A 13,420-nucleotide genomic window follows, 5' to 3' on the forward strand; every position below is an offset into this window, starting at 1 on the left:
CATGGCAGAGACTGCTATCACCGCTCCGCTCGACCCGCTCGAGCCGCGGCACCTCGTCGCGCCGCACCACGACGATGCGTCGCTCAACGAGACGCTCCTGGCCCACGTCTGGGCCAAGCCGGGCAAGGGCTGGTTCCTGCTCTTCGGCATGACGCTCAGCGCCCTCGGCCTGCTCGTCATCGGCGTCACCTACACGCTGGCCCGCGGTATCGGCGTGTGGGGAAACAACCAGCCCGTCGGCTGGGCCTTCGACATCATCAACTTCGTCTGGTGGGTCGGTATCGGCCACGCCGGTACGCTCATCTCCGCCATCCTCCTGCTCTTCCAGCAGAAGTGGCGCACGAGCATCAACCGCTTCGCGGAGGCCATGACGCTGTTCGCCGTCATGTGCGCGGGTCTGTTCCCGCTGCTGCACACCGGCCGTCCCTGGTTCGCCTTCTGGCTGTTCCCCTACCCCTCCACCCTGGGCGCGTGGCCGCAGTTCCGCTCCCCGCTGGTGTGGGACGTGTTCGCCATCTCCACGTACCTCACGGTGTCCGCGCTGTTCTGGTTCGTGGGCCTCATCCCGGACCTGGCCGCCCTGCGTGACTCGTCCAAGACGAAGGCGCAGCGGGTCATCTACGGCCTCTTCGCTCTCGGCTGGCGCGGCTCCGGGCGTCACTGGCACAACTACAAGATTGCGTACCTGCTGCTGGCCGGCCTCTCCACGCCGCTGGTGGTCTCGGTGCACACCATCGTGTCGTTCGACTTCGCCGTGTCGCTGCTGCCCGGCTGGCACGCCACCATCTTCCCGCCCTACTTCGTGGCCGGCGCCGTGTTCAGCGGCTTCGCGATGGTCATCACGCTCATGGTTCCGGCCCGCAAGTACCTGGGCCTGCGTGACGTGATTACGGACCGCCACCTGGAGAACATGAACAAGGTCATCCTGGCGACGGGCCTCATCGTGTCCTACGGGTACCTGATGGAGCACTTCATCGCCTGGTACTCGCAGAACCAGTACGAGTTCTGGACCTTCTACGTGAACCGCGCCACGGGCCCCTACGCCGGCGTGTACTGGCTGATGATTGCCTGCAACGTCATCACCCCGAACATCTTCTGGTTCAAGAAGTGCCGCACCAGCATCCCCATCATGTGGGTGGCCTCCATCATGGTGAACATCGGCATGTGGTGCGAGCGGTTCATCATCATCGTCACCTCGCTCAGCCAGGACTTCCTCCCCTCGTCGTGGGGCATCTACACCCCCACCTGGGTGGACTGGAGCATCTACATCGGCACCCTGGGCCTGTTCGGGACGCTGTTCCTCCTCTTCCTGAAGTTCGTGCCCGCGGTCGCGGTGAGCGAGGTGAAGGAGCTGCAGCTGGAGCTCAAGCACGCCGCCCACCTCAACGCTCACGACACCCACGGAGCGCACTAGAGCCATGGAAGCCACAGTCCTCGATTCCTGGGTCCTGGCCGAGTTCGCCACGCCAGACGCCCTCGTGGATGCCACCCGCCAGATGCGCGAGAAGGGCTTCCAGGGGATGGACACCTACTCCCCGTACCCGCTGCATGGCGGCTCGGAGGCCCTGGGCCTGCCCCCCTCGCGCGTGCCCTTCATCGCGCTGGGCGGCGGCCTCACCGGCCTGTGCACCGCGCTCGCGATGCAGACGTGGATGAACACGTACGACTACCCGCTCAACATCGGCGGCCGCCCGCTGCTGTCGCTGCCCGCGTGGGTGCCGATTACCTTCGAGCTGAGCGTGCTGTTCGCCGCGTTCGGCATCTTCTTCGGCCTGCTCGCGCTCAGCCGCCTGCCGCAGCCCTACCACCCCGTCTTCGAGTCCGACGCCTTCCGCAGCGCGTCCACGCACGGCTACTGGCTGAGCGTGCCGCAGGCGACGGGACAGGACGCCACCGCCGTCATGGATCAGCTCAAGGCCCTGGGCGCCACCCAGGTGACCCTCGTCACGGGAGAGAAGGAATGAGGTGGCTCATCCCCGCCGCCGCCGGACTCGTCGCGCTCTCGGGCTGCGACGTCCCCTCCGAGTTCCTCCAGCGCATGGAGGACCAGGCGAAATACGAGTACTACGAGGCGTCCGACTTCTGGGCGGACGGCCGCGCCATGCGCACGCCCCCCGCGGGCACCGTGCCGCGTGAGCGCCCGGTGGGCAACCCCGGCATCAGCACCGGCCGCGCCAACGGCGCGCTCGTGGGCAACATCCCCGTCGAAGTGGACAAGACGCTGCTGACCCTGGGTCAGAAGAAGTACAACATCGTCTGCTCGCAGTGCCACGGCGTGCTCGGCGACGGCAACAGCATCGTCGCGGAGAACATGGCGCTGCGCCTGCCGCCCTCGCTGCTGGAGCTGCAGGGCAAGCCGGCAGGGCATTTCTATGCCGCCATCAACGAGGGCTACGGCGTGATGCCGTCCTTCTCGGGTGAGCTCGACGTGCGCGAGCGCTGGGCCGTGGTCGCCTACGTGCGCGCCCTCCAGGCGGCCCGCAACATGCGCTCGGACGGGCAGCAGCCCGTTCCGCAGGAGAACCGATGAGCCCCCCCGTCACCACCGCGCGCGCCTCGGACCTCGCGCGCTACACCGCCACCCCCAAGCTGATGGTGCCCGCGTTCGGCGTGGGCGTCCTCGGCCTGCTGGCCACCCTCGCCGGCTACTTCGCCACCAGCGCCAAGGGTGAGGCCGCGCACAGCTACCTCATCGCCTTCGTGTACTGGCTGGGCATCAGCGTCGCCTTCCTCATCATGGTGGCCATCTTCCACACGGCCAAGGCGAAGTGGCTCATCGTCCTGCGCCGCACCATGGAGACGGCCGCCGCCTCGGTGCCCATCTTCATCGTGCTGTTCCTGCCGCTGCTGGCCATGGTGAAGGACCTGTACCCGTGGTGGCCCGGCTCGCCCCTGGCCAACAACATCCACGGCATCGAAGTGGAGCACCTGGCGCACAAGCAGCACGGCTACCTGAACCCCACGTTCTTCTACTTCCGCCAGGTCATCTACTTCGGCGTGTGGGCCTTCGTGTCCTGGCGCCTGCGCTCGTGGAGCCTCAAGCAGGATGAAGAGGGCGGGCTGGACCTCACGGTGAAGCAGCGCCGGTTCTCTCCGGGTGCACTGCCCTTCCTTGCGCTCACCATCACCTTCGCTTCTTTCGACTGGATGATGAGCCTCACGCCGCTCTGGCAGTCCACCATCTTCGGCGTCTATTACTTCGCCGGAAGCTTCCTGGCGGCCTTCTGCGTCCTGACCATCGTCACGGCCAACGCCACGGGTGCCAACCTCTACGGCAGCGTCGTGAAGCTCGACCACTTCCACAACCTGGGCAAGCTGATGCTCGCCTTCACGGCGTTCTGGGCCTACATCGCGTTCTCCCAGTTCCTGCTGGTGTGGATTGCCAACATCCCTGAAGAGGCGCCCTGGTACGGCCTGCGCATCTTCGGCCCGTGGCGCCCGATGTCCATCGCCCTGTTCTTCCTGCACTTCGTGCTGCCCTTCTTCACGCTGCTGTCGCGCAACCTGAAGCTGCAGCCGCGCAAGCTGGCGGCGGTGGCCGTCTACATCCTGGCCATCCACCTGGTGGACCTGTACTGGCTCATCTGGCCCGCGCTGACGGGCACCACGGGCCCCACCTTCCACTGGACGCTGGTGACGGCGTTCCTCGGGGTGGGCGGCATCGCGGTGGGCTTCGCGCTCATGCAGGCTCGCAACCGCTTCACGCTCCCGGTGAAGGACCCCTACATCGCCGAGTCCCTGAGGTACGTGCAGCCATGAAGAAGACCCAGTCGGAGCTCGAGTCGCGCGTCATCGTCGGCGCGCACGGTGTGGCGGCCGAGGAAGACCACCTCGTCATGGGCAAGGTGGTGGGCATCGGCGTGGGCTCGCTCGTCATCTTCCTCGTCGGCATCCTCTGGGCCTGGCGCATCCAGGTCCGGACGATGGAGGAAATCCAGCCGGACGGCCCGCCGCCGCGTCCCGCCGCCATGGGGCAGTACGAGATTGGCATCGTCAACCAGCGCCTGTTCGAACAGGACTGGCACGCGGTGGACAAGATTGGCGGCCAGCAGCAGGCGCTCGGCGCCGGCTGGGGCGACCAGCCCGGCGTGAAGGCCCACCCCACCCTCGACGAGGCCATGAACCGGGTCATCCAGGAGGCGCGCAACCCGCCTCCCGCCCCTCCGTCGCCTGCTCCGCAGACGCCCCCGACGACGCCCCCCGCCCCGGGGACCCCTGCGTCACCGAGGCAGTAGCATCCGCCTTCCCCCTGGCGTAAGAGCCGTCCTGCCATGAAGCCCGCTCTCTCCCACTTCCACCCACGCGCCGCCAGCCTGGGACTGCTCACGGCGGCGCTGGTGCTCGGCACCGCGCTGTCCGCGTCCGCCATGCCCGGTGCCGGCAAGACGCCTCGCGCCATCATCGAGGCCCAGCAGGACCTGCCGCCTCCGGTGAAGGGCGTGGACGTGGAGGAGCACCTGGGGGAGCCGCTCCCCCTGGACGCGCGCTTCACGAACGAGGACGGGCGCGAGGTGAAGCTGGGTGAGGTGCTGTCCAAGACGAAGCCCACCCTGCTGACGCTCGTGTATTACAACTGCCCCATGCTCTGTAACCTGGTCCTCAACGGCCAGGTGAAGGCCATGCAGGAGCTGGGGCTGGAGCTGGGCGAGGACTACGAGGCGGTGACGGTCAGCATCGACCCGGAGGACACCCCGGCGGAGAGCCTCAACCGCCGCCGGCGTCACCTGCAGTCCATGGGCAAGCCGGAGCGCGCGCCCTGGCACTTCCTCATCGGGACGGACGCGGAAGTGCGCCGGCTCGCGGACGCGGTGGGCTTCAAGTACACGTACGACACGAGCACGAAGCAGTACGGCCACCCCGCGGTGGTGCAGGTCATCACCCCCGAGGGAAGCATCTCCCGGTACCTCTACGGGGTGACCTTCCCTCCCAAGGACATGAAGCTCGCGTTGCTGGAGGCGGCCGGGGGCCGCGTGGGCACCAGCTTCGACCGCGTCGTCATGTCCTGCTTCAAGTATGACACCGCCAGCAAGCGGTACGGATTCTACATCTTCGGGTTCATCCGCCTGGGCGGCACGCTGGTGTTCTGCGCCCTGGCGACGATGCTGATCTATTTCTGGAGGCGCGAGCTGAAGAAAGGCGCGGCGGCATGAGCGAGCTTCTCAACAACATCCTGTTCCTCCCGGAGGCCGCATCCACGTTCGCGGAGCGGGTCGACATGCTGCATCACTTCGTCGTCGGTACGACGATGGTGATGTCGGCGGGCGTCGGCCTGGCGGCCCTGTTCATGTTCTTCCGGTACCGCCGCCGCCTCCCGGCCCAGGCGACGGAGTACGTCGTCCCCACGCTGAAGACGGAGTTCCTCTTCGTCTCCGTGCCGCTGGTGTTCTTCCTGGCCTGGTTCGGCATCGGCTTCCGGGACTTCACCTGGGTCACCACGCCGCCCAAGGACGCGATGGACGTCTACGTCATGGGCAAGCAGTGGATGTGGAAGTTCGCGTACCCGGAGGGCCCCAACGGCGTGAATGTCCTTCACGTCCCGGCCAACCGTCCGGTGCGCCTGCTGATTACATCCCGGGACGTGCTGCACTCCTTCTACGTGCCGTCGTTCCGCATCAAGCAGGACGCGCTGCCGGGGCGCTACACGCAGATCTGGTTCGAGGCGACCAAGCCGGGCACGTACCAGGTGCTGTGCACCGAGTACTGCGGCCTGTCGCACTCGAAGATGCTGGCCGAAGTCGTGGTCCTCCCCCAGGAGGAGTTCGACGTCTGGATGAAGGACCAGCGCCGCGGCCGCCTGCAGGACCGCCAGGACGCGCTGGCGGACACCTCGCTGGTGCCGCCGGTGGCCCGCATGGTGGAGCAGGGTCAGGTGCTCGCGGGCAGCGAGGGCTGCCTCAAGTGCCACTCGGTGGACGGCTCGAAGCACATCGGCCCCACCTTCCTCGGCATGTATGACCGCGTGGAGAAGCTCGACGACGGGCAGGACATCCGCGTGGACGAGGCCTACATCACCCAGTCGATGATGGACCCGGGCGCCCACCTGGTGGCGGGCTACCAGAACGTGATGCCGACCTACCAGGGCAAGCTGCAGGGCCCGGAGACGGCCGCCATCGTCGAGTACATCAAGTCGCTGCGCACTCCGAACGTTCGCGAGGGCGCTTCCGAGGGACCCGCCTATGACGCCATCCAGTAGCATCGCCTCCCCGGGCGCGGCTCCCGCGCACGACGAGCACCACGACCACCACCCGAGCTACCTGGTCGACGGCACCACCATCAAGTCGTGGCTGCTGACGGTGGACCACAAGCGCATCGGGCTCATGTTCCTGTTCTGGGTCCTGCTCTTCTTCCTGGTGGGCGGCATCTTCGCGCTGCTCATCCGGGTGGAGCTGCTCACGCCCGGACCGACCATCATGGACGCGATGACGTACAACCGTACGTTCACGCTCCATGGCCTGGTCATGATCTTCCTCTTCATGATTCCGGCGATTCCGGCCGTCTTCGGCAACTTCATGCTGCCGCTGATGCTGGGCGCCAAGGACGTGGCCTTCCCCCGGCTGAACCTGCTGTCGCTCTACATCTACCTGGGCGGCGCCATGCTGGCGCTGTGGGGCATGCTCAACGGCGGCCTGGACACCGGGTGGACGTTCTACGCGCCCTACAGCACGCACACGACGACGACGGTGGCGCCCGTGCTCTTCGGCGCCTTCATCATCGGGTTCAGCTCCATCGTCACGGGCATCAACTTCATCGTCACCGTGCACACCATGCGGGCGCCGGGCATCACCTGGTTCAAGATGCCCCTGTTCGTCTGGGCCATCTACGCCACCAGCTGCATCCAGGTGCTCGCCACGCCCGTCATCGGCCTCTTGCTGGTGCTGGTGACGGTGGAGAACCTGTTCGGGTTCGGCATGTTCGACCCGGCCCGCGGCGGCGACCCGGTGCTCTTCCAGCACCTGTTCTGGTTCTACAGCCACCCGGCCGTGTACATCATGGTGCTGCCGGCCTTCGGCGTGATGAGTGAAGTCGTCGCCTCCTTCAGCCGGAAGAACATCTTCGGCTACCGCGCGGTGGCGTACTCCAGCCTCGGCATCGCCTTCGTGGGCTTCTTCGCCTGGGGCCACCACATGTTCGTGTCCGGCCAGTCCACCTTCGTCGGGGGTCTGTTCGGCGTGCTGACGATGCTGGTGGGCGTGTTCACCGCCATCAAGGTCTTCAACTGGGTGGGCACCGTCTACAAGGGCGCCGTCGACTTCAAGACGCCCTTCGCCTACTTCTGCGGCTTCCTGTTCTTCACCGTGTTCGGTGGCATGACGGGCATCGCCCTGGGCACGGTGTCGCTGGACGTCCCCTGGCACGACACCTACTTCGTGGTGGCGCACTTCCACTTCATCATGGTGGGAGCGACCATCATGGCCTTCCTGGCCGCCCTGCACTACTGGTTCCCGAAGATGTTCGGGCGCACGTACCACGAGGGCTGGGGCCTGGTGTCCGCGGCGCTCATCATCCTCGGGTTCAACGCCACGTTCATCCCCCAGTTCCTCCTGGGCAACAACGGCATGCCGCGCCGCTACTACGAGTACCCGGAGCGCTTCCAGGCGCTCAACGTGGCCTCCACGGCGGGCGCGTCCCTGCTGGCGTTCGGCTTCGTCATCATCGCCATGTACCTGACGTACGCCCTGCTCTACGGGCGGGTGGCCGGAAAGAACCCGTGGCGCAGCAAGGGCTACGAGTGGCTGACCGAGTCCCCGCCGCCGACCCACAACTTCGTGGGTCCGCAGCCGACCTACCCCGAGGAGCCGCACTTCTACGTGGATCCGAAGAAGGCCGAGGTGCCCGATGCAGTCTAGCGCTACCACCGCCGATGGGACGGTGGCCCCCGTCCCCCGGCTCGCCATGCACTTCGCGTCGCTCGAGGTGCAGAACCACGCGGCCCGCCTGGGCATGTGGCTGTTCCTGGCGACGGAAATCCTGCTCTTCGCCGGTCTCTTCATCTGCTACGGCTGCTACCGCTTCCTCTTCCCCGAGGCCTGGGCGGCGGCCAGCCGCAGCCTGGACCTGACGATGGGCACGGTGAACACCGTGGTCCTCATCACCTCCTCGCTCACCGCGGCGCTCGCGGTGCACTACGCGAAGGAGGGGAAGAACAAGATGGTGGCCATCCAGATCTTCCTCACGCTGCTGATGGCCGTGGGCTTCCTCGTCATCAAGTACTTCGAGTACTCGCACAAGTTCCACATCGGGACGCTGCCGGGCCGGTACTACTTCTACGAGGGCATCCAGCTGCCGGGCGTGCCGATGTACTTCACCGTGTACTTCTGCGCGACGGCGCTGCACGGCCTCCACGTCATCATCGGCATGGTGGTGCTGGCCTTCTCCATGGTGCGCGCGCTGCGGCGGGCGGACTTCGGCCCCAACAACTACACCATGGTCGAGCTGGGCAGCATGTACTGGCACCTCGTCGACCTGGTGTGGATCTTCCTGTTCCCGATGCTGTACCTCGTCTGAAGGGCTCATAGACCATGGCCATCGCCAACGAATCGCGCGACGAAGCCCACAACATGGAGGAGCACCACGGCGCGGGCCGCTACTGGGTCATCTGGGGCGCGCTCCTGGTGCTGACGCTCGTCACCGTCATCACCGGCCGCATGCACCTGCCCAGCTTCGGCCTGTTGCTGGCGCTCGTCATCGCCACGGTGAAGGGCACGCTGGTGACGCTGTACTTCATGCACCTCATCGACCACAAAGGCGCCAACCGCCTGGTGTTCAGCGTGTCCATCCTCTTCGTGCTGCTGATGCTGGCAGTGCCGCTGCTGGACCTGGGCACGCGCTTCCGGGGCTCCAACCCCCCGGGCTCGCAGTACAGCGACTTGCAGCCGCCGGACATCGGCGCCAACGTGAAGGAAGGCCGCTTCGGCGGCGGCGTGCGGAGCCACGGCACGAAGGAGCAGTCCGAGGGCCACTGAGCGGCCTTCAGGACTTCGGGGCCCACCGCCCCACCCCGCGCGGCGCCGAGGACTTCCCCGGCGCCGCGTTGCTTTTGCGGGCTACAGCTTCACCTCGAGGTTGAGGGCCAGCGCCGTGTCGGTGGACACCTTGCCGGCGGGCGGCTCGCTGTCCGTCTTCACGAGGAAGCTGGCGCCCAGCGACAGCGCGTCCGTCAGGCCCACCGACAGCTGCGTCTGGCTGCTCGCCAGCACGCGCGAATCGCCGATGACGCTGATGAGCACCTCCACGTCCTCCTTGAAGAGGACCCGCTCGTTGAGGCTGTAACGGAACGCCGCGCCGAAGCGGGGGCCGCCCAGGTCCACGTCCTCCAGGTCCAGCCGCTCGGGGTAGTACTGGAAGCGCGTCTCGTAGGCGTACCGGAAGGCGGCGTCGGTGCGCAGGTAGGACTCCTTGCCCTCCTTCGACTTCTCGTCCCACCAGAGGATGCCGAGACCGCCCTCGCCGAAGCTGCGCGACTCCACGCTCTTCACGTGGTCCGTCTCCGCGCCAATCAGCGCGTAGCCGCTGACGACCTGGGTGAAGCGCCGGTCGCCGCGCAACTCCGCGCCCGCGTTGAGCGCCACCACCTGGGAGAGCGACTCGTCGCCCTCCAGCTCGGGCGGGCGGCTGCGGCCGTAGGAGCTGTACGCCCTGAAGGCGTAGATCCAGTTCTCCGTCTTGCGCTGCGCGCTGGCCAGGCCGCTGAAGGTGAAGGTGGAGGCGTTGCCGGTGATGGAGATGAGCCCCGCGCCCAGGGTGACGTCCCACACGTCCGGCTTCGGGGCGGGCGCGGCGGCGGCGGGCGCGGCGGCGGCGGGCGCGGCGGCGACAGGCGCGGCGGGCGGCTGGCCGGCGGCGGCGGTGGCCGCGCGCTCGGCGGCCTCCGCGGCGCGGGCGCTGGCCTCGGCGGCGCGCTCGGCGGCGGCGGCGGCGCGCTCGGCGGCGGCGGCCGCGCGCTCCTCCGCGCTCGCCGGGGCGGGCTGGGGCTCGGAAGCCGGGGCGGCGCGGGGAGCGGTGGGTGCGGGAGTGGTGGGGACAGGCGCCTGGGCCTGCAGGGAGGTGGCAATCAACAGCGCGGCGGAAAGCATTGAGGTCTCCAGTTCTGGGGCCCCTTCCTGCTCCAAAGAAGGGCCGGGGTTCAATCCCCACGTGCTTAATTCTGGCCTCCCTGGAGCCCCGAGGAGGCCCGTGTCCCTGAACCCCGCCCGACTCCTGCTGCTGGCCACCCTCCTGCTGCCCACGCTGGCCGCCGCCCAGCGCGTCACCGTCCCGGTGGACGTGGGCGTGGGGCCCGCCGCGTTCCTCTTCTTCGGCCCCGTCTTCGACGACCAGCCCCTCCACACCGGACTGAAAATCTCGGTGGACGCGGTGCTGGACCGCGAGTGGCTGAAGAAGAACCAGCGCCTCATCCCCAAGCGCTACCGCAAGCAGGCGCAGCGCATGGACGAGATTCGCATCTCCCCGTCCATCCTCATCCCGGACACCCTCATCATCTCTCCGAAGGTGCGCGACACCGGCATGTACGGCGCCACCTGGAAGCCGCTGTCGCTGGGGGTGCCGCTGTCCAGCAGCCCGGTGCGCCTGTCGGTGGGGGCCGGGCTGCTGCTGACGTACGCGTACCTGCACTCGGACACGCTGGCGGACACGCACTTCCTGCGGCCCGGCGCGGAGCTGGGCGTGGACCTGGAGCTGCAGTTCTCCAAGCGCTTCCTCGTCAGCGTGGGCTGGGAGTCCGCCCTCTACGTGCCGCAGGAGCTGGGCGGGCTCGGGCTGCCGGACCGCCTGCGCGACGGCATCTTCCACGTCGGCCAGGCCTACCTGCAGCTCCACTTCCGCTTCCCGTACACCACCCGGCTGTGAGCCGGAGGCCGGATGAGCGCCGGGCGCACGCGCCGCCTGCTGCGCGCGGAGACGGGCGCGGCTAGCCTGCGCCGCCATGCACCTGGTCCTTGCCACCGAAGCGCAGAAGGCCGAGAGAGACCGCGTCACCCACTCCGCCTGGGGCTCGCCGCTGACGGTGGCGCAGTTCCACCAGCGGGAGCTGCGGCTGCGCGCCCGCCCCTGGTGCGCCGAGGGCATGAACACGTGGCTTCTGTGCGGGGACGATGGCCGGGTGCTCGCCTCGTGCGAGACGTTCCACAACGACAGCTGGCTGCGCGGCGCGGACGGACAGCTCGCGCGCGGCGACAGCTTCTCCATCGCCAGCGTCTTCACCGAGGAGCACCTGCGCGGCCAGGGCCACGCCACGCGGATGATGAGCCTCCTGGCCGCGGAGCTGGAGCACGCCTCCTCCCAGGGGCACGCCGCCGTCCTCTTCTCGGACGTGGGCGCCCCCCTCTACCGCCGCTCCGGCTACGAGGAGGTCCCCGCCTGGGACTGGAACCTGCCGGCCCGCGAGGAGCCTGCCTCCCGCCGTGTGGACGCGCTGCTCTCGGATGCGGACGTGGCGGCCGCGCTGGAGCGGATGCGGCGGCCGGACGCGCCCTTCTACCTGTGGCCGAGCCCGGCGCAGGTGGACTGGCACCTGGAGCGCGAGCGCATCTACGCGGAGCTGCTGCGCCGCCCCCAGCCCGAGGCGTGCGGCGCGGTGGTGGGCGACTCCACCGTCCTGTGGGCGATGATGGCCCGCTACGACGAGCTGGTGGTGCTGATGCTGGACGCGCGCTCCGAGGAGGACGCCGCCGCGCTGCTGGAGATGGCGCGCGCCGTGGCGCACCGCGCGGCGCTGGCGAAGGTGGTGCTGTGGGAGGAGCCCGGCACGCCGCAGCTCGTGGCGCGTGTCCCCGGGGCCAGCCGCGTGGCGAGGAACGGCTCACTGCCCATGGTGCGCCCCCTGCGGCCGGGCCTGCCGCCCCCGGCGGCCATCCCCTTCCCTCGCGCGCTCTGGGTGTGAGTGCCGGGTAGGATGGAGCCCCATGGCCAAGCGCACCCGCATCATCGAGGGGACCTGGAACTGCACGTCCTGTGACACGAAGGGCATCCCCGCGCGCCACAAGCTCTGCCCCACCTGCAACAACCCGCGCGAGCTGACGGGGAAGGAGTCGGAGTTCGACTTCGGCGGGGTGGACGCGAAGAGCGGCAAATCCCTGCGCGAGGGCGTCACGGACGCCGAGACGCTGGAGGTGGCCGCCGCCGGCGAGGACTGGTTCTGCGCGTACTGCGGCGCCGCCAACCGGGGCGACGCCCCCCGCTGCAAGCAGTGCAGCGCGGAGCGCACCGACGACGCGAAGGCGGCCACGAGCAGGGACCTGGACGCCCCCCAGCCCCCGCCCCAGCCCGTGGCGCAGCCGAAGAAGCGCATGGGGAAGACGGGCTGGCTCGTGCTGGGCGTGCTGTTCTCCTGCTGCTTCGGCTCGGGCGTGTTCGGCTTCTGGGGCAGCCGCACGCACGAGTACCCCGGGGAGGTGACGGGGACGGAGTGGAAGCGCGCGGTGGTGCAGGAGCGCTTCACCCCGGTGGCGAAGACGGGCTGGCGCGACGAATTGCGCACCACCTCCCCGCGCATGCCCGTCAACGGCGCGGGCGAGGTGGCGGGCGTGGCCAACGTCCGCGGCTGCGTGTCCCGCCAGCGTGGCACGCGCCGGGTGGCGGACGGCACGGAGCGCGTGTGCCGGACGAAGTCGCGCCGCGTGGCCTGCGGCACCGAGGAGAAGTGCCGCCGCCGCGACAAGGGCAACGGCTTCGTCGAAGAGGTGTGCGAGGACGTGACGAAGTACTGCAACGAGAGCTACGAGGACTGCCAGAACGAGACGCGCTACCGCACCGAGCCCGTCTACGCGCAGCAGTGCACCTACGACACCTACGAGTGGAAGCAGGTGGACCGCCGCGAGACGTCCGGCACGGATGACCGGCCGCGCTGGCCCGAGCTGTCCGTGAGCGGCGTGGACCGGCTGCGCCGTGAGGAGCACTACTCCGTCCGCCTCCGGTACGAGGACGACGGGACGAAGGAGCACGTGCTCGAGCCGAAGAGCGAGCAGGAGTTCCTGTCGTGGAAGAAGGGCCAGGACGCCCGCCTCACGGTGACGAACCTGGGGAAGGTGGAGCAGGTCGTCCCGCGTTGAGTCACCGAGGTCAACCGCCCATGGAGTGCACCTGCTGTGGCGCCTGCTGCGTGGCGCCGGACATCGCCGCGCTGGACAAGCCGCTGGGCATGCGCTGCCCGCACCTGGCGGAGGACAACCTCTGTCGCGTGTACGAGCAGCGGCCGGCCGTGTGCCGCGCCTACGCGGCGGACGAGGTGTGCCGTCTCATCGAAGCGCCCACGCTGGATGAGCGCGTGAAGAAGTACCTGGACCTCTTCGGCCTCGCGGACGAGGCCCGCGAGGTGCGCGAGCAGGGCTGCCCCACCATGCGCAGCGCCCGCCGCCTGGCCGCCGGTCGCTCCTCCGGCGGGACGCCACCCGGACGCCGCGACGGGTAGACACGCCGCGAGGTG

General features: G+C 68.7%; 15 protein-coding genes. 14 read left to right on the forward strand and 1 reads right to left on the reverse strand.

What is annotated here, in order from left to right:
* Window position 1 precedes the first annotated feature (1 nt).
* From nrfD to ACX9TP_RS39055, 10 genes are read left to right on the forward strand one after another with little or no spacing between them, the layout of a single operon-like run.
* Window positions 2-1,414 carry an NrfD/PsrC family molybdoenzyme membrane anchor subunit gene (gene nrfD / locus ACX9TP_RS39010; protein WP_482975745.1) on the forward strand — a complete coding sequence of 471 codons (1,413 nt, stop codon included), beginning with the start codon at window positions 2-4 and terminating at the stop codon, window positions 1,412-1,414.
* A gap of 4 nt (window positions 1,415-1,418) precedes the next feature.
* Entirely contained in the window at window positions 1,419-1,964 is a 546-nt protein-coding gene (locus ACX9TP_RS39015; RefSeq protein ID WP_482975746.1) for a DUF3341 domain-containing protein, read from the forward strand.
* A complete protein-coding gene (locus ACX9TP_RS39020; protein WP_482975747.1) occupies window positions 1,961-2,530 on the forward strand; it encodes a c-type cytochrome in 570 nt (189 codons plus the stop codon). The genes ACX9TP_RS39015 and ACX9TP_RS39020 overlap by 4 nt, the downstream gene beginning before the upstream one ends.
* Window positions 2,527-3,759 carry a hypothetical protein gene (locus ACX9TP_RS39025; protein WP_482975748.1) on the forward strand — a complete coding sequence of 411 codons (1,233 nt, stop codon included), beginning with the start codon at window positions 2,527-2,529 and terminating at the stop codon, window positions 3,757-3,759. The genes ACX9TP_RS39020 and ACX9TP_RS39025 overlap by 4 nt, the downstream gene beginning before the upstream one ends.
* Complete coding sequence (locus ACX9TP_RS39030; RefSeq protein WP_482975749.1) at window positions 3,756-4,235, forward strand: hypothetical protein; 480 nt, start codon at window positions 3,756-3,758, stop codon at window positions 4,233-4,235. Before ACX9TP_RS39025 ends, ACX9TP_RS39030 begins: the two co-directional genes overlap by 4 nt.
* Window positions 4,236-4,271: 36 nt before the next feature.
* On the forward strand, window positions 4,272-5,150 hold the full coding sequence (locus ACX9TP_RS39035) for an SCO family protein (RefSeq protein WP_482975750.1): 879 nt from the start codon (window positions 4,272-4,274) through the stop codon (window positions 5,148-5,150).
* A complete protein-coding gene (gene coxB / locus ACX9TP_RS39040) occupies window positions 5,147-6,193 on the forward strand; it encodes a cytochrome c oxidase subunit II (RefSeq protein WP_482975751.1) in 1,047 nt (348 codons plus the stop codon). The genes ACX9TP_RS39035 and coxB overlap by 4 nt, the downstream gene beginning before the upstream one ends.
* Window positions 6,177-7,847: a cytochrome c oxidase subunit I gene (gene ctaD, locus ACX9TP_RS39045; protein ID WP_482975752.1), complete on the forward strand. Its 1,671-nt coding sequence runs from the start codon at window positions 6,177-6,179 to the stop codon at window positions 7,845-7,847. Before coxB ends, ctaD begins: the two co-directional genes overlap by 17 nt.
* Window positions 7,837-8,505, forward strand: a complete 669-nt coding sequence (locus tag ACX9TP_RS39050) for a cytochrome c oxidase subunit 3 family protein (protein WP_482975753.1) — start codon at window positions 7,837-7,839, stop codon at window positions 8,503-8,505. Before ctaD ends, ACX9TP_RS39050 begins: the two co-directional genes overlap by 11 nt.
* 14 nt (window positions 8,506-8,519) lie before the next feature.
* On the forward strand, window positions 8,520-8,963 hold the full coding sequence (locus ACX9TP_RS39055; RefSeq protein ID WP_482975754.1) for a cytochrome C oxidase subunit IV family protein: 444 nt from the start codon (window positions 8,520-8,522) through the stop codon (window positions 8,961-8,963).
* Window positions 8,964-9,044: 81 nt separating this feature from the next.
* Here ACX9TP_RS39055 and ACX9TP_RS39060 read toward each other — a convergent pair whose 3' ends face one another.
* Window positions 9,045-10,073: a DUF481 domain-containing protein gene (locus tag ACX9TP_RS39060; protein WP_482975755.1), complete on the reverse strand. Its 1,029-nt coding sequence runs from the start codon at window positions 10,071-10,073 to the stop codon at window positions 9,045-9,047.
* A gap of 100 nt (window positions 10,074-10,173) precedes the next feature.
* Here ACX9TP_RS39060 and ACX9TP_RS39065 point away from each other — a divergent pair, with 100 nt between their 5' ends.
* The 4 genes from ACX9TP_RS39065 to ACX9TP_RS39080 all read left to right on the forward strand — a co-directional run bounded on the left by ACX9TP_RS39065 (window position 10,174) and on the right by ACX9TP_RS39080 (window position 13,405).
* A complete protein-coding gene (locus tag ACX9TP_RS39065; protein WP_482975756.1) occupies window positions 10,174-10,845 on the forward strand; it encodes a hypothetical protein in 672 nt (223 codons plus the stop codon).
* A gap of 76 nt (window positions 10,846-10,921) precedes the next feature.
* Window positions 10,922-11,878 (forward strand): GNAT family N-acetyltransferase, encoded by a 957-nt coding sequence (locus ACX9TP_RS39070; protein ID WP_482975757.1) that lies wholly within the window; start codon window positions 10,922-10,924, stop codon window positions 11,876-11,878.
* 22 nt (window positions 11,879-11,900) lie between these two features.
* Complete coding sequence (locus ACX9TP_RS39075; protein WP_482975758.1) at window positions 11,901-13,046, forward strand: hypothetical protein; 1,146 nt, start codon at window positions 11,901-11,903, stop codon at window positions 13,044-13,046.
* Between the two features lie 20 nt (window positions 13,047-13,066).
* The gene (locus ACX9TP_RS39080; RefSeq protein ID WP_482975759.1) at window positions 13,067-13,405 is read left to right on the forward strand and encodes a YkgJ family cysteine cluster protein; all 339 of its coding nucleotides are present in this window, start codon (window positions 13,067-13,069) and stop codon (window positions 13,403-13,405) included.
* The last annotated feature ends 15 nt before the right edge of the window (window positions 13,406-13,420 follow it).

The sequence above is a fragment of the Pyxidicoccus sp. M15 genome (assembly GCF_056858435.1).

Bases quoted from the DNA above. Each gene is read 5' to 3' on its own strand.
- nrfD (WP_482975745.1), top strand. From the start codon at position 2: ATGGCAGAGACTGCTATCACCGCTCCGCTCGACCCGCTCGAGCCGCGG.
- ACX9TP_RS39015 (WP_482975746.1), top strand. From the start codon at position 1,419: ATGGAAGCCACAGTCCTCGATTCCTGGGTCCTGGCCGAGTTCGCCACG.
- ACX9TP_RS39020 (WP_482975747.1), top strand. From the start codon at position 1,961: ATGAGGTGGCTCATCCCCGCCGCCGCCGGACTCGTCGCGCTCTCGGGC.
- ACX9TP_RS39025 (WP_482975748.1), top strand. From the start codon at position 2,527: ATGAGCCCCCCCGTCACCACCGCGCGCGCCTCGGACCTCGCGCGCTAC.
- ACX9TP_RS39030 (WP_482975749.1), top strand. From the start codon at position 3,756: ATGAAGAAGACCCAGTCGGAGCTCGAGTCGCGCGTCATCGTCGGCGCG.
- ACX9TP_RS39035 (WP_482975750.1), top strand. From the start codon at position 4,272: ATGAAGCCCGCTCTCTCCCACTTCCACCCACGCGCCGCCAGCCTGGGA.
- coxB (WP_482975751.1), top strand. From the start codon at position 5,147: ATGAGCGAGCTTCTCAACAACATCCTGTTCCTCCCGGAGGCCGCATCC.
- ctaD (WP_482975752.1), top strand. From the start codon at position 6,177: ATGACGCCATCCAGTAGCATCGCCTCCCCGGGCGCGGCTCCCGCGCAC.
- ACX9TP_RS39050 (WP_482975753.1), top strand. From the start codon at position 7,837: ATGCAGTCTAGCGCTACCACCGCCGATGGGACGGTGGCCCCCGTCCCC.
- ACX9TP_RS39055 (WP_482975754.1), top strand. From the start codon at position 8,520: ATGGCCATCGCCAACGAATCGCGCGACGAAGCCCACAACATGGAGGAG.
- ACX9TP_RS39060 (WP_482975755.1), bottom strand. From the start codon at position 10,073: ATGCTTTCCGCCGCGCTGTTGATTGCCACCTCCCTGCAGGCCCAGGCG.
- ACX9TP_RS39070 (WP_482975757.1), top strand. From the start codon at position 10,922: ATGCACCTGGTCCTTGCCACCGAAGCGCAGAAGGCCGAGAGAGACCGC.
- ACX9TP_RS39075 (WP_482975758.1), top strand. From the start codon at position 11,901: ATGGCCAAGCGCACCCGCATCATCGAGGGGACCTGGAACTGCACGTCC.
- ACX9TP_RS39080 (WP_482975759.1), top strand. From the start codon at position 13,067: ATGGAGTGCACCTGCTGTGGCGCCTGCTGCGTGGCGCCGGACATCGCC.